Annotated in this window: 19 protein-coding genes and 1 riboswitch; of the genes, 11 read left to right on the top strand and 8 right to left on the bottom strand. The window is 39.5% G+C overall.

Annotated elements, in window-relative coordinates; all coding sequences use genetic code 11:
* Positions 1–5: 5 nt before the first annotated feature.
* Both CIL03_RS05220 and CIL03_RS05215 read left to right on the top strand, forming a co-directional pair.
* The gene (locus CIL03_RS05220; protein WP_094884244.1) at positions 6–1,166 is read left to right on the top strand and encodes an NAD(P)/FAD-dependent oxidoreductase; all 1,161 of its coding nucleotides are present in this window, start codon (positions 6–8) and stop codon (positions 1,164–1,166) included.
* A gap of 201 nt (positions 1,167–1,367) precedes the next feature.
* Positions 1,368–1,730 (top strand): YuzC family spore coat inner layer protein, encoded by a 363-nt coding sequence (locus CIL03_RS05215; protein WP_094884242.1) that lies wholly within the window; start codon positions 1,368–1,370, stop codon positions 1,728–1,730.
* 54 nt (positions 1,731–1,784) lie between these two features.
* Here the strand turns inward: CIL03_RS05215 and CIL03_RS05210 are convergent, their stop codons facing one another.
* Positions 1,785–1,964: a YjzC family protein gene (locus CIL03_RS05210; RefSeq protein ID WP_094884240.1), complete on the bottom strand. Its 180-nt coding sequence runs from the start codon at positions 1,962–1,964 to the stop codon at positions 1,785–1,787.
* A gap of 146 nt (positions 1,965–2,110) precedes the next feature.
* Between CIL03_RS05210 and CIL03_RS05205 the strand changes: the two genes are divergently transcribed.
* Positions 2,111–2,548 (top strand): CBS domain-containing protein, encoded by a 438-nt coding sequence (locus CIL03_RS05205; RefSeq protein ID WP_094884238.1) that lies wholly within the window; start codon positions 2,111–2,113, stop codon positions 2,546–2,548.
* A gap of 90 nt (positions 2,549–2,638) precedes the next feature.
* Here the strand turns inward: CIL03_RS05205 and CIL03_RS05200 are convergent, their stop codons facing one another.
* Positions 2,639–3,934: a S8 family peptidase gene (locus CIL03_RS05200; RefSeq protein WP_094884235.1), complete on the bottom strand. Its 1,296-nt coding sequence runs from the start codon at positions 3,932–3,934 to the stop codon at positions 2,639–2,641.
* A 232-nt stretch (positions 3,935–4,166) separates the two neighbouring features.
* A complete protein-coding gene (locus CIL03_RS05195) occupies positions 4,167–5,420 on the bottom strand; it encodes a DNA polymerase IV (protein ID WP_094884189.1) in 1,254 nt (417 codons plus the stop codon).
* 358 nt (positions 5,421–5,778) lie between these two features.
* Here CIL03_RS05195 and CIL03_RS05185 point away from each other — a divergent pair, with 358 nt between their 5' ends.
* The 3 genes from CIL03_RS05185 to CIL03_RS05175 are packed head-to-tail and all read left to right on the top strand — an operon-like array spanning position 5,779 to position 9,801.
* Complete coding sequence (locus CIL03_RS05185; protein WP_276282302.1) at positions 5,779–6,339, top strand: glycerol-3-phosphate acyltransferase; 561 nt, start codon at positions 5,779–5,781, stop codon at positions 6,337–6,339.
* Positions 6,336–7,970 (top strand): aminotransferase class V-fold PLP-dependent enzyme, encoded by a 1,635-nt coding sequence (locus CIL03_RS05180; RefSeq protein ID WP_094884184.1) that lies wholly within the window; start codon positions 6,336–6,338, stop codon positions 7,968–7,970. The genes CIL03_RS05185 and CIL03_RS05180 overlap by 4 nt, the downstream gene beginning before the upstream one ends.
* Positions 7,942–9,801, top strand: a complete 1,860-nt coding sequence (locus tag CIL03_RS05175) for an LTA synthase family protein (RefSeq protein ID WP_094884181.1) — start codon at positions 7,942–7,944, stop codon at positions 9,799–9,801. Before CIL03_RS05180 ends, CIL03_RS05175 begins: the two co-directional genes overlap by 29 nt.
* Before the next feature lie 46 nt (positions 9,802–9,847).
* Here the strand turns inward: CIL03_RS05175 and CIL03_RS05170 are convergent, their stop codons facing one another.
* Positions 9,848–10,471: a flavodoxin family protein gene (locus tag CIL03_RS05170; protein ID WP_094884178.1), complete on the bottom strand. Its 624-nt coding sequence runs from the start codon at positions 10,469–10,471 to the stop codon at positions 9,848–9,850.
* 127 nt (positions 10,472–10,598) lie between these two features.
* On the opposite strand from CIL03_RS05170, the gene dacB reads away from it, so the two are divergent.
* The 3 genes from dacB (at position 10,599) to CIL03_RS05155 (ending at position 14,571) form a co-directional block, all read left to right on the top strand.
* Positions 10,599–11,960, top strand: coding sequence for a D-alanyl-D-alanine carboxypeptidase/D-alanyl-D-alanine endopeptidase (dacB, locus tag CIL03_RS05165; protein ID WP_094884176.1), 1,362 nt, complete (start codon positions 10,599–10,601; stop codon positions 11,958–11,960).
* Between the two features lie 383 nt (positions 11,961–12,343).
* Positions 12,344–12,454, top strand: a riboswitch (SAM riboswitch).
* A gap of 88 nt (positions 12,455–12,542) precedes the next feature.
* The gene (locus CIL03_RS05160; protein WP_094884471.1) at positions 12,543–13,595 is read left to right on the top strand and encodes an LLM class flavin-dependent oxidoreductase; all 1,053 of its coding nucleotides are present in this window, start codon (positions 12,543–12,545) and stop codon (positions 13,593–13,595) included.
* Positions 13,596–13,611: 16 nt separating this feature from the next.
* The gene (locus CIL03_RS05155) at positions 13,612–14,571 is read left to right on the top strand and encodes an ATP-grasp domain-containing protein (protein WP_094884174.1); all 960 of its coding nucleotides are present in this window, start codon (positions 13,612–13,614) and stop codon (positions 14,569–14,571) included.
* A gap of 99 nt (positions 14,572–14,670) precedes the next feature.
* Here CIL03_RS05155 and CIL03_RS05150 read toward each other — a convergent pair whose 3' ends face one another.
* Positions 14,671–15,507, bottom strand: coding sequence for a TetR/AcrR family transcriptional regulator (locus tag CIL03_RS05150; RefSeq protein ID WP_094884172.1), 837 nt, complete (start codon positions 15,505–15,507; stop codon positions 14,671–14,673).
* A 105-nt stretch (positions 15,508–15,612) separates the two neighbouring features.
* Here CIL03_RS05150 and CIL03_RS05145 point away from each other — a divergent pair, with 105 nt between their 5' ends.
* Positions 15,613–18,705, top strand: coding sequence for an efflux RND transporter permease subunit (locus CIL03_RS05145; RefSeq protein ID WP_094884170.1), 3,093 nt, complete (start codon positions 15,613–15,615; stop codon positions 18,703–18,705).
* Positions 18,706–18,897: 192 nt separating this feature from the next.
* Positions 18,898–21,048: a type IA DNA topoisomerase gene (locus CIL03_RS05140; RefSeq protein WP_094884168.1), complete on the top strand. Its 2,151-nt coding sequence runs from the start codon at positions 18,898–18,900 to the stop codon at positions 21,046–21,048.
* Positions 21,049–21,094: 46 nt separating this feature from the next.
* Here the strand turns inward: CIL03_RS05140 and uraA are convergent, their stop codons facing one another.
* From uraA to CIL03_RS05125, 3 genes are all read right to left on the bottom strand, one after another.
* On the bottom strand, positions 21,095–22,378 hold the full coding sequence (gene uraA / locus CIL03_RS05135) for a uracil permease (RefSeq protein ID WP_094884166.1): 1,284 nt from the start codon (positions 22,376–22,378) through the stop codon (positions 21,095–21,097).
* A 245-nt stretch (positions 22,379–22,623) separates the two neighbouring features.
* A complete protein-coding gene (locus CIL03_RS05130) occupies positions 22,624–23,130 on the bottom strand; it encodes a DinB family protein (RefSeq protein WP_094884164.1) in 507 nt (168 codons plus the stop codon).
* 66 nt (positions 23,131–23,196) lie between these two features.
* Entirely contained in the window at positions 23,197–23,697 is a 501-nt protein-coding gene (locus CIL03_RS05125) for a class I adenylate-forming enzyme family protein (RefSeq protein ID WP_094884162.1), read from the bottom strand.
* Positions 23,698–23,857 lie beyond the last annotated feature (160 nt).

Below are 23,857 nucleotides of genomic sequence, written 5' to 3'. Positions count from 1 at the left end.
AGCGTATGGAAATCGCAGATGCAGTAGTCATTGGCGGGGGAGTGATAGGGACTTCCATTGCTTATCGGCTGGCGGAGGATCGAAACGTAATTCTGATTGAAAAAGGAGAAGTCGGCTCAGGGACATCAGGGGCTTGTGATAAAGCAATTTTTCTGCAGTCAAAGCAGCCCGGATTTCCAGTCAGACTTGCAAAAGCAAGCAAGGAAATATATGAAAATTTGCAAGCAGAATTAGAGGAGCCGATTGAGTTTAAGAAAGGTGGCGGAATGATTGTAATTGAAAAAGAAGCACATTTAGACTTCATGAAAGAATTTGTTAAAAAACAATATAAAGCTGGAATCGATGTGAATTTGCTTGACAGGAAGGAGACATTGGCGATACAGCCTGCTCTTTCAGAAACTATTGCAGGGTCCACTTTCAGCACGGAGGATGCGGAAGTGAATCCATTGCTGCTAAGTCAAGCTTTTGCCGCCGCAGCAAAAAGAAGAGGTGCCAGCATTCAAACATATACAGAGGTGACAGGTATCAAGACACAGGACGGAAAAATAACCGGTGTGCAAACGAACCAGGGATATATTGCCACAGAGCTTGTTATCAATGCTGCCGGACCGTTTGCTTCCCAAATTGCTGAGATGGCTGGTGTCGGGCTCACAATCATGCCACGCCGAGGTGTCATTTTGATTTCAGAAAAAGTGGAGCCAATGATCAATGGGAATATTTTATGTTCCCAGTATATGGCATCTAAGCACTTCACAAGTAAGAGTGAAAAGAATGCTCCCTCATATGGAATAGGGCTTTCCCTAGGGCAGACGGAAAGTGGAAATCTTCTCATTGGCGGCAGCAGGGAATTTAAAGGCTATGATCGAAAGGTTGAACCGCATGTTCTTTCAGCAATTGCTGCACATGCATGCCGGATAGCTCCTGCATTAAATAAGATTAAAATAATTCGTTCCATGGTTGGATTTCGTCCATATACCGGAGATGGCCTTCCGATTATTGATTGGGCTAGGGAGGTGGATGGTTTTGTTGTTGCAGCGGGCCATGAAGGTGACGGGATCGCCCTTGCTCCAATTACAGGGAAATTAGTTACCGGATTAGTCAATAATGATTCGAAGTCCAGTGATTTGCTGGAACCATTAAAAATGGATCGGCTGCAGGTTGTTTAGATTTAAATCAAACTAGGGTTTGGTATGAATGATTGAAATTATTGTATATAAGAGAACTAACAGATTTGCCTGTATTTGATATAAATACTTTGGTTGAATATGTATATTCTTCATTATAAGCTGTTTGGAATTATTTTTCCCGTCATAACTGCTGGTGCATATAGTTATATTAGGTGATTTTTTTGGAAAGGAGACCTGGCTATGTATTATATGCACCATCCTAGGTACTATCCGGCTTATTATTGTCCTGTTTACTTACCAATCCGCCAATATCCACCAGTTGATACAAAACTCTTCAACAAATCAGCAATTGAAACAAAGAAACTAATGGATGATGCCGGTGAGGTTTTGGATAAATTAGCTGACTCGAAAGAATTCAATGCGGAAGTAATGTACGCTGCGCAGGAGTCAAATATGGCTGAAGTAAATCGGTTGATAAATTCAATTGATGTTACATCAGAAGTGGAAGTTGATTTTAACCCGGATAATTTACGGCTTGAATTTAAATCACGGGTTGAAGATACTCAGTGCTGCAAATTGACTGTAGCTCTGAGATGGCGTTAAAATGAAATACTTTTTTCAGTAAAGGCCATCCTTATATGAGGGACGGCCTTCTAATTAATTATTGTTGTCATATGTCCAAACACGGTTATGGTTCTTGGTTTGTGGAAATTTCTCGCCAGCTTCCAGTTTGATTACTTGAGGGTCATTTACATTGTTGCCCGTCTCGCCAATTTCTCTATATCTCCCGTTATTTGGTGCTTTTTGTCCAAAACGAAAATGACTGTATTCACCCATTGGAAACACTCCTTATTTTTGTTTATCTGTAGTATATGCGAAGCTTCATGAATTACTCTTTGACCAGTTATAAAAAATATGTAAAAACTACCTGTCATAATCCATGCTGTTTTACTAATCCTATTAAGTGAAAGGGAGGTTTTTGCATGCAACAGCAATTACGAAATATCATGACATCCAATGTATTTACAGTTAATGAATCTCAATCAATCCAGGAAGCCGCAGCGGTTATGAGTGAAAATAATATCGGCGCACTTCCAGTTGTGAATAATAATGGTCAAATGACCGGAATCATAACGGACCGTGATATTACACTCCGGTCCACTGCACAGGGGGAAGCGGCTCAAACACCAATATCCCAAGTGATGACCGCACAACAGGTTGTTCAGGGTACACCGGATATGGATGTTCATCAGGCAGCACAACTGATGGGGCAGCAGCAAATCCGAAGGTTGCCGGTAGTGGAAAATGGACAAATTGTTGGAATGGTTGCTTTAGGTGATTTAGCTGTAGATCATCAATATGGTAATGAGGCTGGACAAGCGTTATCCAGTATTTCAACGCCTTCAGCACCTCAAAAGTAAATTGTGATACTCCCGTTTCAAATTGATTTCCTAAGGATCAAAAAGGTTGCCTGTTTAGGGCAACCTTTTTGATATCATTATTATGTTCTGCTATTTTACTTTCTGTCCCTTACCGAAATAGCTTATTGCCATATCTACTGCTTCCTGTGCGTTAATATATCCCCATAAATCTTCAAGTGTTGGTTCAGAAGTCGTCTGAAGAATGCTTTTCACATCATTGGCACTTAGCTCGGGATTAGCTTCCAGCATTAATGCGATAACCCCGCCACATATCGGTGTAGCCATGGAAGTACCGGATAGCTGTATATAATTCCCATCAATTATTTGTTCAGGAATTTCCTGTTCTAAAGAAGATCCTGGTGCCAATAATGATATGATATCTGTTCCTGGTGAATAAATATCAGGTTTTATCAAGGAATCAATGGTCGGACCGCGACTTGAATATTCAGCAATTTTATCATCTGATCGTACAGCTGTATTTTGATCCACGGTGGATCCGACTGTAATAATAAATGGATTGATGGCAGGTGTGCTTATTGTCTTTGGCTGCGGCCCGCTGTTTCCAGCAGCGGCACAGACCACAATCCCATTATGCCAAGCCTCCTGTGCAGCCAATGATAATGGATCTTCTCGATAGGATTCATAGCTTTGTGCTCCAAGTGAAAGGGAAATAATCCGAATATTGTATTCTTCTTTATTTTCGATGCACCAGGCAATACCCTCCATAATGGTTGATAATCTTCCGCCGCCACTCTGATCCAATACTTTTAAACCGATAATCGAAGCACTAGGAGCGGGACCGGTGTATAGACCGTTTGACAGCGAGCCATTTCCCGCTGCATCACCGGCACAATGAGTTCCATGTCCATTATCATCATAGGGTTCTTCCTGATCATTTATAAAATCTTTAAAAGCGATAATTCGATTCTCGGGCTGTGTTAAGTCTGCATGTGGGAAGATGCCCGTATCAATTACGGCGATGGTTACCCCTTTTCCGGTAAAATTATCTTGCTCCCTTACATTAATTGCACCAATTTGCCTACTGGCGATATCAAGAAGCATTGTTACTTTGCGGTCATAAAATATTCGGTCAACTGCTTCATGATCCTTGATTTGTCTAATCATTTTAGGTGTCAGCTTTCCACATACCGTATTACTGAATCCTATGGTCTTTCCCAATGAATTGTTTTTGTCCTTTTGACAGGTCTTAAGTACTTCATCTTTTTTCTCTTTTTCAATATTTCTGGAGAAGTAAACAATTATCGGGATTCCGTCATTGCCAGTTTCGTGAGGATCCTTTTTTCTGTTAAGACGCAATTGCTCTACCAGCGCCGGATCCAGTCTGCGGCCGGCTTCTTCAAACCATACTCTTTTCCGTTCACTCATTTTTTTGCCTCCTCTGTGATTTTAAATAATAAAATCTGTTAGCTGAAACAAAACAAATTGTGTGAATTTCCTGGTTGCTGTACGATTTGCGAAATACTGTATCTGCTGGGGGATTGATTGGAGTGATTAATATTCGAATCTTTTGGCTAGTACTTTTCATTAGCATAGCAGGATAGAGCAGCGCTAACAATATGTCGAAATAACTAAATATTGGCAAAAGAAAAGCCGCAGTTTACGCCTTATGTCCGCCGATTTTCCCACTCCTGTCAATCGTGATCCCGGCATCTGTATAGCTTGTGGCCCGCAGAATTGCAGTTGAACCAAATCGGTCACGGATGGAATCCATAACATAACCGATATCATTTTTCTTTGACCGGTCTTCAAATAAATCCAGCTGTGTCTCACCTTTTTCAAACAGATTATCCAAGGTTACATATACATGCCTTATTTTGCTTGCTCCATCATAAAATTTGCTGAACAGCTGTCTGCAGGCCTGATAGACATCCATCGTTACATTTGTGGGAAAATCAACTGATCTTGAGCGGGAAAAGCCGCCACCGGTTGTTTCTTTGGAGTAGGAAATTCCAAGGTGAATGGTTTTTCCTGTCTTGTTTGCTGTTCGTGCTCTGCGGCAGACTTCTTCACAGAGGTCAAGAATACATACCATGACCTCTTCAGCGGAATAGTCTCTCAACAATGATATTCCATGTCCGAATCCTTTTTGTTCCGGTTTGGTAAAATTACCGAAAACAGGGCTTAAATCGATCCCCCAGGCATGCCAATATAGCTGTTCACCCATGATGCCAAATCGCTTTTTCAGATGCTCCAGGCTGAATCTTGCAAGCTGGCCAAGTGTGACGATTCCCATCCGATTCAGGTTGCGTTTCATCCTGCTGCCGATTCCCCAGATGTCCTCAACAGGGAATGGCCACAGTTTTTCCTCTACATCTTCATATTTGCATTCAGCAATGCCAAGCTTTTTTGCATGCAAATCCATCACAACTTTAGCAAGGAATTTATTATCTCCAATACCAATGGAAGAAGTGATTCCGAAGTTTTCCAGAATGTCATCCTTGATTAGCTGGGCCACCTGCCACCGATCACCGAAAAGTTTCTGCAGCCCATTTACTGTTACCCAAACCTCATCCACAGAGTATTGATGAATCGCTTCTTTTGGCACATATTGATTAATGAGCTTGGTGATTTCCATGGAGACATGAAGATAATCTGCCATATGGGCAGGAACGATATGAATATCGGGATCGTCTGGCAGTTCAAAAAAACGGCTCACATTGCTGATCCCATGCTTTCTTTTTAATTCCGGGGATGCGGCAAGGACAATACTGCCTGATCTGCTTGGATCGCCGACAACTGCGAGCAGTGTTTTCATTGGATCCAGCCCCAATTTAACAGCCTCCACACTTGCATAAAATGAGCGCATATCGATACAAAGCACGTCGTTGCGAGGATATGAGGAATAATCCATCTGTTTTGCACCACCTGTCAGGAACGTTTGTTCTAATTATATGCAATTACCGGAAACTTATCAATGGAAATTTATTCTTGACAGAGCTGCTGAGCTGATAAACGTCGGTTCCGCTGATAAAAGCAACAATTGTGCTGATATCGGCCCGAAATCCGCTGATAGAATCCCGATTTGAGCTGATAAAGGTCCGAATTCCACTGATAGAAACACCAAGAAATCCGTGCACCTCCCGGTAAAAAATTAAGTTGATAAACAGTTCTACAACGACAAAATTTACCCTCATCTTACAATCACACCCTTCCAACTAATTAGAGATTAGTGGTAAAATAGCAAATATAATGATTTTTGGAAAGAAAGGGTGGAGCCTCTGGTTGAATTTATTTTGATATTCCTGTCTTATTTATTGGGGTGCTTGAATGGGGCTTACTATGTGGGAAAGCTGACTGCAGACCAGGATATTAGAGAACTGGGAAGCACAAATGCCGGGGCAAGAAATGCAGGAAGGGCGTTTGGCCGATCCGCTTTTATATATACGGTAATCATTGATGCTTTAAAAACGATTATTCCGCTGCTCACAGCAGTTTATTTAGCTGCTGCCAGTGATTTCTTATTGGGCTTCATTGCATTGGCTGTCTTACTTGGGCATATCTGGCCAGTGCAGCTTCAATTTCGTGGCGGCAAGGGTGTGGTTGTTTATTTAGCCGCAGCGCTTGCAATTGCGCCTTTTACACTGTTTGCAGCAGGAATCATTTTACTAATAGGTTTGATCATAAAAAGAAACTTTACCATTGCCGGTTTGATTGCACTTGCTGCGATTCCAATCACATTGTTAATCGCTTCAGAATATATGCTGGCTGGAATATTTTTAATGATGCTGATCATCGTTATAATTCTGCACAGAAAAGGAGATATGAGATGAGTTATTCAAAACCATTTTTATATAAAATTGCAGATCATGCTGAAGAAATAGAGCAAATCCATCAGCTGAATTATGAAACGTTTGTGGAAGAAATCCCGCAGCACAGCGGGAATAACGAGCGGAAATTAGTTGATCGTTTTAATGAAGAAAATACATATATCATTGCCAAAAGAAAAGAGGAAGTGGTCGGGATGATTGCTGTCAGAGGAAAACGGCCTTTTTCGCTGGATCAAAAGCTCGATCATCTGGATGCACATTTACCGGAAGAAGCGGTACCGTGTGAAATAAGACTGCTTTCGATAAAGCCGGCTTATCGTGGCGGGCGTATTTTTTACGGATTATGCGAAAAACTTGTTTCCTATTGTCTGGAAGAAGGATATACGATGGCATTAATTTCCGGAACAACGAGGCAGAAAAAGCTGTATGAGCATATTGGCTTTCAATCCTTTGGACCACTAGTCGGTACAGAGGAGGCGCCTTATCAGCCAATGTATTTAACGAAAAAGAACTTTGAATCAGCATCCAGACTTTTCGAGAGACTGATTCAAAGGGAAGAGAGAACATTTTATCAAAACTTTCTTCCAGGCCCTGTGGAGCTGACTGAAAATGTAAAGAAAGCATGGCAGGAGCCTGCAATATCTCATCGATCTGCTAAATTTCGACAGGTCGTCCATAATGTGCAAAACAAACTGTGTCAGCTCACTAAAGCAAAGTATGCAGAGATAGCATTGGGTACAGGAACACTTGCAAATGATATGATTGCAGCACACTTATCCACCATTGCTGGGAAAGGGTTAATATTGGCCAATGGAGAGTTCGGTGAGAGGCTAATCGATCAAGGAAGCAGATGGAACCTTTCTTTTAAACAGATAAAGGAGGAATGGAATACTGCTATTACATTAGATGAAATTGAAAATGCATTAGAACGAAACGAGGATATTCAGTGGCTTTGGACAGTCCATTGTGACACATCCACTGGGTATGTCTTTCCGTTGGAAGATTTGCAGAAAGTTTGTAAAAAACATCATGTAAAGCTATGTCTTGATGCATGCAGTACGATTGGTGTTCTTCCAGTTGATTTTAGCGATGTGTATCTGGCAAGTACCGTTAGTGGAAAAGGGCTGGGATCTTATCCTGGACTTGCAATGGTATTTCATCAGGAAGAAATTTTACCAAATAAACAGATCCCGGCTTATTTGGATATTGGAAGCTATCAGGCATCCAATAGTGTGCCTTTTACACATTCATCCAATGGTCTGTTGGCTTTACAGGCAGCACTTGCGGAGCTTCAACCGCCGAAAAAAGATCTGGCAGATGAGATTTCTCGTGATTTTAAAGCATCAGGTATGACCGTCCTTCGGGGGAAAGCGTACTCACCTGGAATCATAACGATATGCTTACCGGAAACAATAGCATCCACGGATTTCGGTAGTCATTTAAAATCATTAGGTATCCATGTAAGCTATGAAAGCAGTTATCTAGTAAAACGAAATTGGTTCCAGGTCGCATTAATGGGGAAACAGGACCCGGTTAATGTCTGGAAGGCCATTGGGATCATAAAGAAACAATTTGACCATTTTTCTAAAGGGAAGCGTACGAGTAATGCAGAAAATAAAAACGTTTTTATCTAAACATATAATCGCTTCAGCAGTCATCTTCCTTTGGCTGAAAACAGTCCTTGCCATGTTATTCGGTTTTGGTCTGTCATATATGTCCTGGCAGGATATCCTGTTATTGCTGATCAGTCCTGTTGGAACGCTGATGCTGTTTATTGGGTTCAGCTTTCTTTTCAGCAAAAAGGTTCATCCAGTCGGTCTAATGATTATTTATACTCTGATTACAGGGCTCTTGTATGCAAATTTACTTTATTATCGGTTTTATATCGACTTTGTTACTGTATCTGTTTTATTGCAGTTAAATAATGTTGGCGGGCTTGGTCCAAGTACATTGGAATTGCTTTCCCCATTCGATATATTGCTGTTTATTGATGTTTTCGTGATTGGATTTGCAGTGTTTTCAAGAAAGAAAAGGCAAAAGCAAATCAGCATACCAGACAAAAAGAAATATGGAATAGCTGGCTTAGGATTGATTGCCCTTACGATAATTCTTGCCATGACTCAAAATCAATATTTATTCAAAACAGATTATGACAGGGAGGGCCTTGTTAAATCACTCGGTCTGTATAATTATCAGGTCGTTAATATGATATTTGGGGCAATGGCGCCGATTGAAAAAATCCTTTCCAATGAAGTTGATGCTGATACGGTAAACAGTTATATCAAGAGTAAGGGAGATAAGCAAACAGATTTATTTGGAATTGCTGAAGGGAAAAATGTGATTCTGATCAGCATGGAATCCACACAGAACTTTGTTATTAATGAAGAAGTAAATGGAAAAGAGCTAACACCATTTCTGAACGATCTCATTCAGGACAGCTTTTATTTTTCTAATATTTATGACCAGACAGCTCAGGGTAAAACATCGGATGCAGAGTTTATGATTGATACTGGATTATATCCGCTTCCAAGTGGTTCTGTATTTGTGCGCCGTCCGGAAAATAAATTTGAATCACTGCCTGATATTTTACAGGACCATTCCGGTTATAAATCATATACGTTTCATGGAAATGATGCTGAATTTTGGAACCGGGAAAAAATGTATCAAAACCTTGGCTATGAGCATTACTTTGCAAAAGAAAGTTATAACGTAACTGAGGAAAACTCCATTAATTATGGGATTAAGGATGTTGCCTTTTTTGAACAGTCGATGGAAGATCTCATTTCATTGCCTGAGCCATATTTGGCAAAATTCATCACATTGACGAATCATTTCCCATTTCTGCTGGAAGAGAAGGATCAATTCATCGAGCCAGCAGAAACAGAAGTGGATGTTGTGAATCGTTATGTTACTACAATCAGGTACCAAGACCGGGCATTGGAGCGCTTTTTTGAGCTGGTTAAAGAAAAGGGTTTGTATGAAGATACGATTTTTGTGATCTATGGCGATCATTATGGCATTTCGAAAAAGTATGAAGCTGGTGTCCATGAATTGCTTGGTCAGGAAAATACAGCACTGAACCATTTAGATCTGCAGCAGATACCACTAATAATTCATGTTCCAGGTCAACAAGGGGATATAATCGAAACGACAGGGGGAGAAATAGATATTCGGGCAACATTGCTGCATCTGCTGGGTATTTCATCAGAGAATCGGGTTTCTTTCAGCCAGAATCTATTTATAAGAGCCGAAGATACGCCGGTAGTTTTCAGAAATGGCGATATGATTACTGAGGATTATGCTTATACTGCTAATGTTTGTTATGACAGAAACTCTAAAGAGAAAGTGAGTAATAAAGACTGCTCATCCTATTTGAAAAAAGTACGGCAGGAGCTGGAGCATTCAGATAATATTATATTTGGAGATTTATTCAGGTACATCCCGCATGCTGGGGGAAGGGAGTAAGAAATGGAGAAAGGGATCTGTCCTGTACAGACCCCTTAGCCCTAGTTTATTCCAATGTATTCCCTTTGACAGGTATCGGATGCTCTTTCAGCATTCTTGCAAAATGGATCAAATTATAGGACAGGAATTTTACATGCTGCATCGTGAAATCATTTTTATAACCTTCTGCTTCAATAAACGAAGCTCCTGGTCCCGCTTCACCGACCCAGTAGGCATCAACATTCGGCGGGATGGTCAGTCCCATATGTGTTAAGCCGTATAGGATAGATTGAGCTGCGTGTTTTGCGCCATCTTCATTTCCTGTAACAACAACACCGCCAACTTTGTTATAAAAAATAGATTGGCCATTGTCATCCGTAAATGAGCTTGCCCCATACATTCTCTCGATTACTTGTGTGGCTATACTGCTTTTTTCACCAAGCCAGAGTGGGGTTCCTATTACGATGATATCTGCTGCCTTTATTTTCTCAGATATCTTGGGCCACTCATCACCATCCCCTTCATCATCGGAAATGCCATGAGCCACATTATAATCTGCCACACGAACAACTTCGGAATCGATTCTTTCTTTATCAAAAATCTTAATTGCCTCATTCATCAAGCTTTGTGTATTCGATTCCTCATCACTTGATTTCAGTGAACAGTTCAATAATATTGCTTTAATAGTCATACTATCCCTCCTGCATATTCTATAAATATCTTCCCTTTTCTAATAGAGCTAAACAGAGACGCAAAAAAGGAATCTCGAAAGCATTGTAGAAATATATACAAAGGAAGTTCACTTGGGAGGGTATTTCATGAATCAGCGACTGGATCAATTTATAAAAGAAGAACCTAAATTGCAAGGTGCATTAATTGGAATAAGTATTCGTTCCGCATCCAGCGGAGAAAAAATATATGAACATTTTCCCAATACCCGTCTGCATCCTGCGTCAAATATGAAATTGTTAACAGCAGCTGCAGCATTGGCAGTTTTAGGGGAAGATTATAGGTTTCAAACGGAACTGAAAATGGATGGCTCATTACATAGAAGCAGCCTCCGGGGGAATCTTTATTTAGTTGGGAAAGGGGATCCAACCTTGCTTCCTGCTGACTTTGAAAAGCTTGCTGTAGAACTTCGGAAGCAGGGTATTACTGAAATTAATGGAGATATCATTGGTGATGATACATGGTATGATGATGTCAGGCTTTCTGCGGATTTGAACTGGAGTGATGAGCATTATTATTATGGCTCACAGGTATCGGCATTAACAGCTTCCCCTAATGAAGATTATGATTCTGGTTCTGTCATAATTGAAGTGATTCCTGGTGCTGCTGGAGAAGTTCCTGCTGTCCATGTATCGCCAGCGACGGATTATGTAACTGTCATTAATAAAGCAATTACGGCAGAGGAGGCTGAAGAGGATGAATTAATCATTGTACGGGAACATGGCGGAAATACGATTACAGTACAAGGTGTCATTGCAGCAGGAGAAGAGGTCAGAAAAGAGTGGATTTCTGTATGGGAACCAACAGATTATGCACTGGACCTTTTCAGGCAAGCATTAAAGAAACAAAGTACCTCATGGACAGGAACCGTAAAAACAGGAAAGACCCCGATAAATGCAGAGAAGCTGTTTTCCCATCGGTCCATGCCTATGGCTGAATTGCTCGTTCCATTTATGAAATTAAGCAATAATGGTCATGGTGAAATTTTAATAAAAGAGATGGGGAAGAGGGTGTATGGTGAAGGAAGCTGGGAGAAGGGAATTGAGGTACTGAAAAGGGAGATGATCCGATTGGGACTGGATCTTGATACGATGATTATCCGGGATGGCTCGGGCATCTCACATTGTAATCTGATTCCGGCAAATGAGCTGGCGGACCTGTTGTATGCTGTACAGGGCGAAAAATGGTTTCCTGCATTTCTCAATTCCCTGCCACAGTCTGGCGTAGAAAAGCGGATGGTAGGAGGGACACTGCGGGAAAGAATGAACGGATTATCCGTAAAAGCAAAGACTGGCACAATACTAGGTGTAAGTACATTATCCGGCTATGCAGAAACAAAAAATGGTGGAAATCTGATTTTTTCCATTATGATTAATAATCTGTTGGATGAAGAAGAGGGAAAGGAAATAGAGGACAGGCTGATGGGAGTAATAGTAAATGGTAAATGTTAATGATTCAAGTTGTATAGCCGAAGTTGCGCATCGTGTGTGCAACTCGCGGAGTTTTCCTGATTATGCGGGTAAAGGTATAAGTCGTGCAGCAACCACTTAACGTCGCGCGATGAAGCAAAGAAGCCGCGTGATAATAGGGGATTTAATGTTTATCACGCGACTTCGGGCATGTACCGAGCGAGTTTATACTGTTATCGCACGATTTTTCCAAGTCCATCAAACAATTTTCACAAATATCATGTAACTTTCCACGCTATTGCTGTACATCACGAGATGCAGCCAGAACACCAGATTTATTATTCCAACCCTCACACTTAGAATTAATTCATTGACAGTTTGAATATTTTGCCTTATTATAACATTTAACAATTAAATATAATGTTTTCTTATCAAGAGAGATGGAGGGAAATGGCCCTTTGAAGTCTCGGCAACAGGTCCAGGAATTAGATGGATACTGTGCCAATTCCATCAGGCATTTGCTTGAAAGATAAGAGGTGAAGAATCTTTTGGATTTTAAACTCTTTTCTTTTTGGGAAAAGGGTTTTTTGTATTTAAAAGGAGGAAAAAGAAGGGATGAGTCTTATGAGGTACGGATTTTGGCTGCCAATATTTGGCGGATGGCTTCGGAATATTGAGGATGAAAATATGCCGCCAACCTTTGACTATGCGAAGAAAGTAATTCAATCCGCAGAAGAATGGGGCTATGATACAACATTAATCGCGGAATTGTATTTAAACGATATTAAAGGAATTGAAGAAGATTCCATTGAGGCCTGGTCAACGGCAGCAGCATTGGCAGCAGTAACCGAAAAAATTGAAATTATGACAGCTGTTCGCCCATTATTCCATAATCCTGCAGTTACAGCAAAAATGGCTGCAACGATTGATCATATCAGTAATGGCAGATTTACATTAAATGTCGTTTCAGGCTGGTGGGCTGAGGAAGCGAAGCAATATGGTGGAGATTTTACTGAACATGATGAGCGTTATGATCGGACCACCGAATTTCTTGAAATATTAAAAGGATTATGGACAGAAGAGACGTTTTCATATGATGGAAAGTTTTACAAACTAGAAAATACAAAGCTTTCACCAAAGCCGGTTCAGCGTCCAAATCCTGTTTTATATGCAGGTGGTGAAAGTGACAAAGGCAAGCAGGTAGTCACCTCACTTTGCGATTCATACGTTATTCATGGGCATACCGTGGATGAGGCAGAGGCAAAAATCTCTGACATGAAAGAACGCAGAAGGGCAGCAGGTTGTGAGCCACTCCAATCATTTGGGATGGCTGCATATGTCATCTGCCGGGATACAGAAGAGGAAGCGCAAGCAGAATTGGAGCGGATTACGACTGTCAAAGATACAAGCGGCTATGCTGGATTCAAGGATTTTACAACAAAGTCACAACTTGAACAGCAAATTCAGCTGCAGGATTATTCGGTATCAAATCGGGGACTTCGTCCAAATCTGGTTGGAACTCCAGAACAAATTGCCAAGCAGATCCTGGCTTTTGAAGAGGCTGGAGTTGACCTGCTATTATTACAATGTTCTCCACAGCTGGAGGAGCTGGAACGTTTTTCAAAACAGGTGATGCCCAAGGTTGAAGAATTGAGAGCATCGCTAACAAACATCTAATGGGAGGAGAAGCAGTATGAGTAAAATACACGTGATACACGAAAATAATGAATGGACACAACATTTAATTAATAGATTGGAAGAATTAGAGCTTCCATATGAAGACTGGTTACTGGATTCCGGAAGTGTTGATCTGAATTCCGTTCCGCCAGAGGGTGTTTTTTACAACAGGATGAGTGCATCCTCCCATACAAGGGGGCATCGCTTTGCACCTGAATTAACGAATGCTGTCCTTGCCTGGCTGGAGCAGCATGGCAGAAAAGTGATTAACGGAAGCCGTGCACTTCAATTGGAGGTAAGCAAGGTACTGCAATATTTAGAGCTTGAAAAATTCGGAATAAAGACACCAAAAACAATTGCCGCAATTGGAAAGGAAGAATTATTAAAAGCCGCAAAATCATTCGAAGGAAAGAAATTTATCACAAAGCATAATCGAGCAGGAAAGGGCCTTGGTGTCCAGCTTTTTCAAACAGTTGAAGCATTGCAGAACTATTTGGAAGGGGACAGCTTTGAAGAGCCTGTCGATGGAATCACCTTGATCCAGGAATATATCGAAGCACCAGAGCCTTTCATCACACGCTGTGAATTTGTTGGCGGCAAGTTCCTCTATGCTGTCCGAGTTGATACATCAGAGGGATTTGAGCTCTGCCCGGCAGATGCCTGCACCATTGAAGATCAGTTCTGCCCTGCTGGCGAGGAAGCACCAGGGCAGGAGAAATTCCAAATCAGAGAAGGATTTGACCATCCCATTCTTAGGAAATATGAACAGGTTCTCGCGGCAAATGATATTAACATTGCCGGGATTGAATTTATTGAGGATCAAGATGGAAATATTTTTACGTATGACATTAATACGAACACGAATTACAATAGTGATGCAGAGGCAAAAAACGGGAAGTTTGGGATGCTGGAAGTTGCTAAGTTTTTGAATAGTGAGCTGAAAAAGCAAGAAGAAAAAACTGCTGTAAAAATCTAAAGTATGGTATAAAAAAGCCCGGTTCCTAGTATTAAGTACTCCGAGAAACCGGGCTTTAAAGTTTTTATAAAACTAGTTTTTATTAGCCCTAAGACAACACTACTCAAAATTAAAATAGCTTTTCAGTACATAAAAAGTGGTTTTACACTGGACCTGATGCCGAATGTTTTCAAGTAATCCTTTAATAAGAGCACGGCTTAATGCTGGTCTTTCAAGTTCCTCTTTTAATAAAATTAAAGATTCCTTTTCAATCGATTCTTCAATTTCATCTATATCTTGTTCAATCATTTGGATTATTTGTTCCTTTGCAATGCCTGTGTTCAATGGCTGCTTTATCATTTCAATCAGATTCTGTGATAAAAACGGAATTGTCGTGTGCCTAGCTAATACATTTGTTTTTTCTACAAGAGATTTGCATAATGTATCAAAATCTGCCGGCAGGTTATAGAAGAAAAATAGCTCCATATACGTTTTGATAAAGCCTTGGATACAATAAACCAGATCATACTTGGTATATTGCACAGTGTCATCATATACGTATTCAATTATGGAAAGTATAGATTTCTCTATGAGTTGATTGTAATAATGCATTTTCGAAATAAGTTCATCATTTAAATGATGTGTTTGTTCTTTGATGAAAATCAAAGCGGATTCAGAATGCTGGTTAACAGAGTCGAAACATAAGTAATAGAAATCATATAAGAGTTTATCTTTATCATTTGCGTTTATGACCAGATAGTCAATACTGGAAACGGTTTCCATCATAAAATGATCGATTAACGCCAATATCAATTCGTCTTTGGACTTGAAAGATAAATAGAACGCTCCTTTGGAAATGCCGCAATGTTCCGTTATTTGCTGAACTGAAGTAGCATCAAATCCTTGAGATGCAAATAATTCGATTGACTTTTCCATAATTAATTGTTTTTTTGTCATTTTTATTTTCTCCACACTCCCAGCATTCTTATCATTGACACGTGACCGATTAGTCATTATTATAAGTAAATGGAACCAATTAGTCAATAAGGGGAAGGTGCAGAAGTGAAAGGTATAGTTAATTTTGTCCTGAGAAATAAACTTGCAGTGTGGCTGCTAACCATCATTGTTATTGTTTCAGGTATTTACGCTGGGACACGAATGAAAACGGAGACGATTCCTGATATTTCAATTCCATATCTTATGGTAATGGATGTATACCCAGGAGCAACTCCAGAACAGGTTATGGAAGATGTTTCCATACCATTGGAAAATGCGGTTGAAAATCTTGAAGATATAAAAGCTGTTTACTCAAATTCATCATCAAGTATGGCAAATATTCAAGTGGAATATGATTATGGCGTCGATATGGATGAGAAGAAGAGGGAACTGGAAGCAGCGATTGAAGGAGTTACATTACCAGATGGTGCGCAGGAACCGTCAATAACAGCTATCAGCATGAATATGATGCCTGTTGTCGCATTAAGTGTGAGCAGTACAACAGAAGACATTGTTGAATTGACATCAACAGTGAATGACCTGCTACTTCCGAAAATCGAGAAAATTGACGGGGTAGCTTCCGCAACTATTACCGGACAGCATATTGAGGAAGTAGAACTCACATATGATGAAGAAAAAATGGCGGAACTTGAAGTAACGGAAGATACTGTAAAAGAAATGATTCAAGCAAGTGATATGGCAGTTTCTTTAGGACTTTATGAATTTAAGGAAGGTGAACAAGCGGTATCTGTGGATGGCAAGTTCATGACTGAAAATGAACTAAAAGAAATGCTCATTCCAGTCACACCTTCCGAAGCAAATCCATCTCCATTTGTAAAACTTAGCGATATTGCGACAATTGAAACGGTAGGTAAAGTACAATCTGTTTCCCGCACGAATGGGGAAAACGCAATTGCAATCCAAATCGTAAAGGGTCAGCAGAATAATACCGTAGATGTTGTAAATGCAGTAAAAGATTTAGTGAAAGAAGAAGAATCGAATATTGATGGTCTTGTAGTTGATATTTCACTGGACCAAGGTGAGCCCATTGAAGAATCTGTTAGTACAATGATTGAAAAAGCACTATTCGGTGGATTGATTGCAGTTCTAATCATTATGCTATTCTTACGTGATTTTAAATCGACAGTTATTTCGATTATCTCAATTCCAGTATCCATTTTCATGGCATTACTGCTTCTGAACTGGATGGAAATTACGTTAAATATTATGACACTTGGTGCAATAACAGTAGCAATTGGTCGTGTAATTGATGACTCCATCGTAGTCGTAGAAAATATTTACCGGCGAATTCACTTAAAAGAAGAGAAACTTTCAGGCCGTGCACTTGTACGTGAAGCGACCATTGAAATGTTCAAACCAATTTTATCTTCAACATTAGTAACGGTTGCTGTATTTGCACCACTTATTTTTGTTGGTGGTATGGTTGGCGAATTATTTATGCCATTTGCATTAACGATGACTTTCGCGCTTATTGCTTCACTACTTGTTGCGATTACAATCGTACCTGCACTGTCACATTACTTATTTAAAAAGAAACTATACAGTGAAAAGACGAAAAGTAATCACCATAAAAAACAAGGCAAGCTTGCAAAAATTTATAAAAAGTCGCTTGATTGGACACTAAACCATAAAGTGATTACATCAGCTGTGGCAATTCTGTTGTTGGTCGGCAGCTTAATGCTTACACCATTAATTGGGTTTAGCTTCTTAGGAAGTGAAGAAGAAAAAGTCATGTATTTAACCTATACACCTGAGACAGGTGAATTAATGGAAGAAACCCAGGATAACATAGCAGTTGTCGAAGAAGAATTATTAAAACATGATGATATCGATATTGTTCAATTATCAGTAACTGAAGCCGGGGATGAAATGTCAGCGATGATGGGTGGAGGTGCTGGTGGTGCATTAATGTACCTAATCTTTGATCCTGAAATGGATAATTTTCCTGAGGCTCGTGAAGAAATCGAAGAATATGTGTTTAACATTGGGCAATCCGGCGAATGGAAGAGCCAGGATTTCTCCTCTATGGGTATGGCAACAAATGAAGTCAGCTATACTTTCTATAGTGAAGATTTAGATAAGCTGAACGCAGCCGTTACAATGGTAGAAGATGTAATGAAAGAGAACGATGGCCTTGAAGATGTTTCTTCAAGTGAAGAGGATGCGTATGTTGAATATGTATTGAACGTGGAACAGGATGAACTGCTGCAGTACGGTTTGACAACAGGTCAAATTGTTGCGATGTTAAGCACACCTGCTTCACAAGATGTTTTAACAACTGTTGAAAAAGATGGAGAAGCACTTGATGTGATTGTGCAGCAGGAAAAGGCAGCTCAGCCGGAATCAATTGATGAGCTTTTAGCAATGCCTGTACCACTGCAAACAGCACCAGGTACGACCATGCCACTTTCTGAACTTGTCACAGTTGAGGAAGACACAACATTAAATACATTATCACGCAGTAACGATGAATACCATGCAACGGTTTCTGGAACTGTAATTGGTGATGATATATCAAAAGCGACTTCTGAAGTTGATTCAGCTATTGATGAGCTTGATTTGCCGAGCGGTGTGGAAGTCGGTGTAGCTGGTGTTGCAGCAGATATGGAAGAAACATTTACCCAGCTCGCTATAGCCATGATTGCAGCAATCGCAATTGTTTACTTCATTCTTGTTGTAACATTTGGTGAAGGTGTGGCTCCATTTTCGATATTATTCTCATTGCCGTTTGCAGTAATTGGTTCATTCGTTGGGCTTCTGATTGCTGGTGAAACCATTTCGGTATCTGTAATGATGGGTCTCTTGATGTTAATTGGTATTGTTGTAACAAACGCAATCGTACTTGTAGACCGTATTATCCGAATGGAACGAAGTGGTATGAGCTTACGTGAGGCAATTTTGGAAGCTGGGGCAACACGTCTTCGTCCAATTCTAATGACAGCACTCGCAACTATTGGTGCACTAATTCCATTAGCAATTGGCAATGGTGGTGGCGGCTTGATCTCAAAAGGTCTTGGTATTACCGTAATTGGCGGACTGGCAAGTTCAACGTTACTTACATTGATTATTGTTCCAATCGTTTACGAAATACTATCAAAATTATTTAAGAAAAATCGTAAAGAAATAGAAGAAAACTAAAATGAAACCCTGCAGGATATTTTCCTGCAGGGTTTGTTTTAGTCTTTGAATGGTAAATTTATGCTATTTTATTAGAATGAGTAACGTTAATATAGTATAATGATTATAATAAACCTCCTCCCAAATCATTATTCAATCCCCGAATGGCCTATAATTTTCCAAATACAAATTCATTAGAATAGGAGATTCACAATGAAATTAATTCTCGCAGAAAAACCCTCCGTTGCAAAAAATATTGCCGACGCACTTAAAATAAAAACAAAAAAAGACGGTTATTTTGAAGGAAATAACTATATTATCACTTGGGCATTTGGCCATTTGGTAGAGTTATATGATGCGAAAGATTATGACAGTAAAATGGCTCGCTGGAAAATGGATAACTTTCCATTTATTCCGGACGAATTTAAATATAAAGTGAAAAGCAATCCACGGAACCGGCAGTACCCGGATGGTGGAGCGCAAAAACAATTAAAGACAATCCATAGATTAATAAAACGAAATGATGTTGCGATGATCATTTCAGCATGTGATTATGATCGGGAAGGTCAGCTGATCGGTGATAGTATTATCTATCGAGGTGGCAGGCCTAAGAAGCAAGTTTCCCGCTTGCTTCTTAATGAGTGGACACCGAAAGAGGTTCTTCAAGGACTTGAAAATATAAATTCCAATGAAACGATGAAGCCTTTAAGGGATGCTGGGATAAGCAGACAATGGGCAGATTGGGTAATCGGAATTAATTTAACCTCTGTCGCCACATTGAAATATCAGAAGGGGAAGGGCAAAGCACTGAATATAGGCAGGGTGCTGCTCCCAACATTAAAAATTATTTATGATCGGGATAAGGAAATCGAGAACTTTAAGCCAGAGGATTATTTTAAACTGACAGCAACCTTTCAAACAAAAGATGAACAGCAATATGAAGGTACATATACAGAAAAAAAACAAGAAAAATTTAAGAAAAAGGAAACATTGGACCAAATTCGTGATGCCATTCAAAACAAACAAGGGGTTATCAGAGACAAGCAGGTGGAGAAAAAGAAAGAATTTCCACCATTCCTATTTAATCTATCAAATTTACAAGGATATATTACAAATAAATATAAAGGCTGGACTTCAGATAAAGTGTTGAAGGTTGCCCAGTCACTCTATGAAAAAAAGCTTATCACTTATCCAAGAACATCGAGTATTGCGTTAGAGGAAAGCCTTGTCGGCAAAACAGCAAGTGTACTAAAAACCCATGCAGAGGATCTTCCGTACAAAGCCGAAATTAAATTTATGAAAACAAAGCGGGTATTTAACAACTCCAAAGTGGAAAGCCATAGTGCGATTATTCCAACTTACTTAAAGCCGAAGCGAGTCACCGGTGATGAACAAATTGTCTATCAGGCAATTAAAAACCGTTTCATCATGCAATTCATGCCAATTGCTGAATATGAAGAGACTAAACTAACGACTAAAGTGGGGGAACTGAATGGAGTTTTTGTTTCCAAAGGCAAGGTCCAACTCGTTGAAGGCTGGAAAAAGATTGAAAAAATTCAATCCAAAGATACAATTTTGCCATTAGTTCATGTTAACGACAATGTTAGTATCGTAGGTTCGAAGGTTACCTCACATGTAACCAAACCTCCAAAGCATCATACCGAGCGAACGTTACTGCGTGTAATGGAAACGTGCGGGAAAAGCATTAAGGAAGAAGAAGATAGTGAAGAAATGCTGGGAAGTATTTTGACTGGATTCAGTATCGGTACTGCGGCTACCAGAGCTGAAACCATCAAGAAATTAAAGGATGTTGGTTATATCACAACACAAGGTAAAAATTTACTAAGTACAGCTCTTGGCAGAAGACTTGTTGAAACATTTCCGGTTCAAAATTTATTTGATCTTGAATTTACAGGACGGCTGGAAAAAGCGTTATCTGATATTCAAAAAGGAAAGGCCAATAAGCAGGAGTTTCTTAATATAGTCTTCAATTTTACAAAGGAATCTGTTGAAACAATCATAAATGATCAAGATGTTATAATAAATGAAATTAGTTCAGCAAAGAAAACGAATGAAGTATTGGGAACATGTCCACAGTGTGGCGGTAAAATTACAGAAGGCTATAAAGGATTTGGCTGCAGTAATTGGAAAAAAGGCTGTAAATTTATAATCTGGAAAAATGATAAATACCTTTCCACAATGAGAAAAAAGCCGACCAAAACAATGGTAAAAGCTCTTTTAAAGAATAAACGTGCCCATGTTAAAGGGTTGACAAGCAAAAAGGGCAGCAAATTCAATGCCTATTTACGCTATGAAAAAAATCCGGATAATGATTATTACAGCTGGAAGATGGAGTTTAAATAGAAAGGTCAGCAGAAATTTCTGCTGACCTTTAAACTTGCAAAATAATTTATTCATTGGAAAGCTTTAAAACATCCAGTATTTTAAAGAAGAGTCCAAGTACAATGGCAACAATTGTTGCAAGCCCCATTCCTGTTAATGCAACTTCTCCTATTTGAACGGTTGCACCACTGATTCCAATAACTAGTACGACACAGGTAAGAATTAAATTTTGGGACCGGTTGTAATCTACTTTTGCTTCAACCAGCATGCGAATCCCGCTTGCCGCAATGATACCAAACAACAGCAGAGATATTCCTCCCATTACAGCTGACGGAATTGAAGAAATTAAAGCAGCCAGTTTTCCAACAAAGGATAAAATGATTGCGATTACTGCTGCTCCTCCAATAATCCATGTGGAATATACACGTGTAATTGCCAATACTCCAATATTCTCACCGTATGTTGTATTTGGTGTGGATCCAAAGAAACTGGAGATTATCGTGGAAATTCCGTTTCCGGCAAATGAACGGTCAAGTCCGGGATCTTTTGTTAAATCCTTTTTAACAATATTACCTGTAACAAATAGATGTCCGATGTGTTCTGGTATAAGAACAAGGGCTGCTGGCAAGATTACAAGAATTGCTGACCAGTCGAATTTCATCTGATAAAATTCCGGCATGGAAATCCATGAAGCCTCTTTTACTGAGGTAAAATCTACTAAACCAAAGAAATAAGCAATAATATAACCTGCGACGATTCCGATTAAGATTGGAATGATTTTTAAAAAGCCGCGAAGTGTAACCCAGCAAACGATGGTGATTGCTAATGTTAAAAGAGATACAAGTGCAACTTCAGGATCCATCGTCCATGAAGCATCGGCGTCAGCTGGAGCAATCCACCCAGCCATTTCAGCAGCTGTTGGAACGAGTTCAAGTCCGATAACTGCAACAATTGCTCCCATTGCCGCCGGTGGAAATATAACATCGATCCAGGCAGTGCCTATCATTTTTACAACCAGTCCGACAATTGTCAGAACAATACCTACCGCGAGGAAACCACCTAACACATAGCTATAGCCTTCTCCACCTGCATAGTTTCCCAGTACCACAAATACCGGTGATATAAATGCGAAACTGGATCCCAGATATGCCGGGATTTTTCCTTTTGTAATAAAAATATATAATAGTGTACCGATACCATTCATTAATAGAATCGTTGCCGGATTCACACCAAACAATACCGGAACTAAAACAGTCGATCCGAACATGGCAAATAAATGCTGAATACTTAATGGTATGCTTTTTAATAATGGTAATCGTTCGTGTACTTGAATTTCATCATATTGTGCCATCATTACTCCCCCTTAAATTTTGGTTCACAGGCACCTTATTGCATATAAAAAACACCTTGCCTCTTATTTGGCAAGGTGTTTTTACATATGGACAAAAAACTATAGAGCAGTTCCATAGATTTATCTCCGTATACAGATTCCAATCTGTTCCACCTTGCCAGCCTCACAGGACTGGTTTAAAGGTAACCGTATGAACTTATCCTAGATATTATCGCAGTATATTCATTTTGTGTCAATATTTAATTTTATTTTAAAAGCGTGATGCTATTTTCATTTAGAAATACCTCTATTTGTTTCTTATGGTGATTATCATGCCAGGCAAAACCAGCAAAATAATTATACATTGTATGTGGATAGCCTGAATACGGATCAATTTCTTCTCCGTTAAGCGTAAACTTCGCAAAAAATTCCTCATCTGTTTTTTCTCTCAATAAAGAGATCACATTATTCCGTGCGATTATTTGATTATCGATTATTTGCTTTTTCGAAATGCCGGACATTGCATGCTTGGAAGCTCTTGAATTAATTACTTCAAATTCTACACTTTCTATTTTCGCATTCTGATTCATGGCCGGAAGCATTTCATCGACTATGTATCTGTCCCAAAACGTAATATGTGTAATAATTTCTGCTGGTGACCATTTTCCTTCCTTAATTGGTTTGAAAAAAAGCCTTTCTTCTATAGTTTGTAATGAAAGAACCCAGCTGGTGAATTGCTCGAGTTCTAATATTAAATCCTTTGTATCACTCAAGTTTCTTCCTCCTTTAAATTTTTGAATTAGAAAGCCTGCATTTCAGGAATGCAGGCTTAACTTTATTTAAACCATGTCACGCAGCTGAATCTTTAATATTTTTCCGCTGACAGTTTTCGGCAATTCATCTACAAATGTAATACTATCAGGACATTCGGAGGATGGAAGTTTTTTTGCGATAAAGCCAAGCAGCTCCTTCTCCAATACATTGGAGTTTTTTTGAGGAACAACAACAGCATGTGTAGTTTCGCCAACCTTTTTATCCGGCGTGATAATGACCGCAACTTCGCTTACATCCGGGTGTTTATAGAAAAGATGCTCCATTTCTTTGGTGGATATTTTCTTTTTAGGATTTTTTTCTTTAGGTTTTACGACATCTATTCGTCCTTGTTCATCAATTGTTCCCATATCACCGGTGTACAACCAGCCATCAATCATAGTTTTACCTGATTCATTTTCCTGCGGCATCACGCCATTGCCTTTTACAATAATTTCTCCTATTTCCGTGCTGTTTTTCGCAACATCTTCTCCCTTTTCATTTACGACACGGACTTCTGTATTGATCAATGTAATCCCACCTTCATAACTGAATCATTTTCCTTATTATTGAATTATGAATATTATAACATATAAGTGTAAGCGTTTTACAACTTATTTCGCTTCCTATACAGCGTTTTAGCTCTTAATCAGTCTAGTGATTAGAAAAAAGTATAATAGATTGAAATGA

The sequence above is a fragment of the Virgibacillus indicus genome, from assembly GCF_002266285.1.
Classification (GTDB): Bacteria; Bacillota; Bacilli; order Bacillales; family Amphibacillaceae; genus Virgibacillus_K; species Virgibacillus_K indicus.
This window is presented reverse-complemented; position numbering and strand designations above follow the sequence as displayed.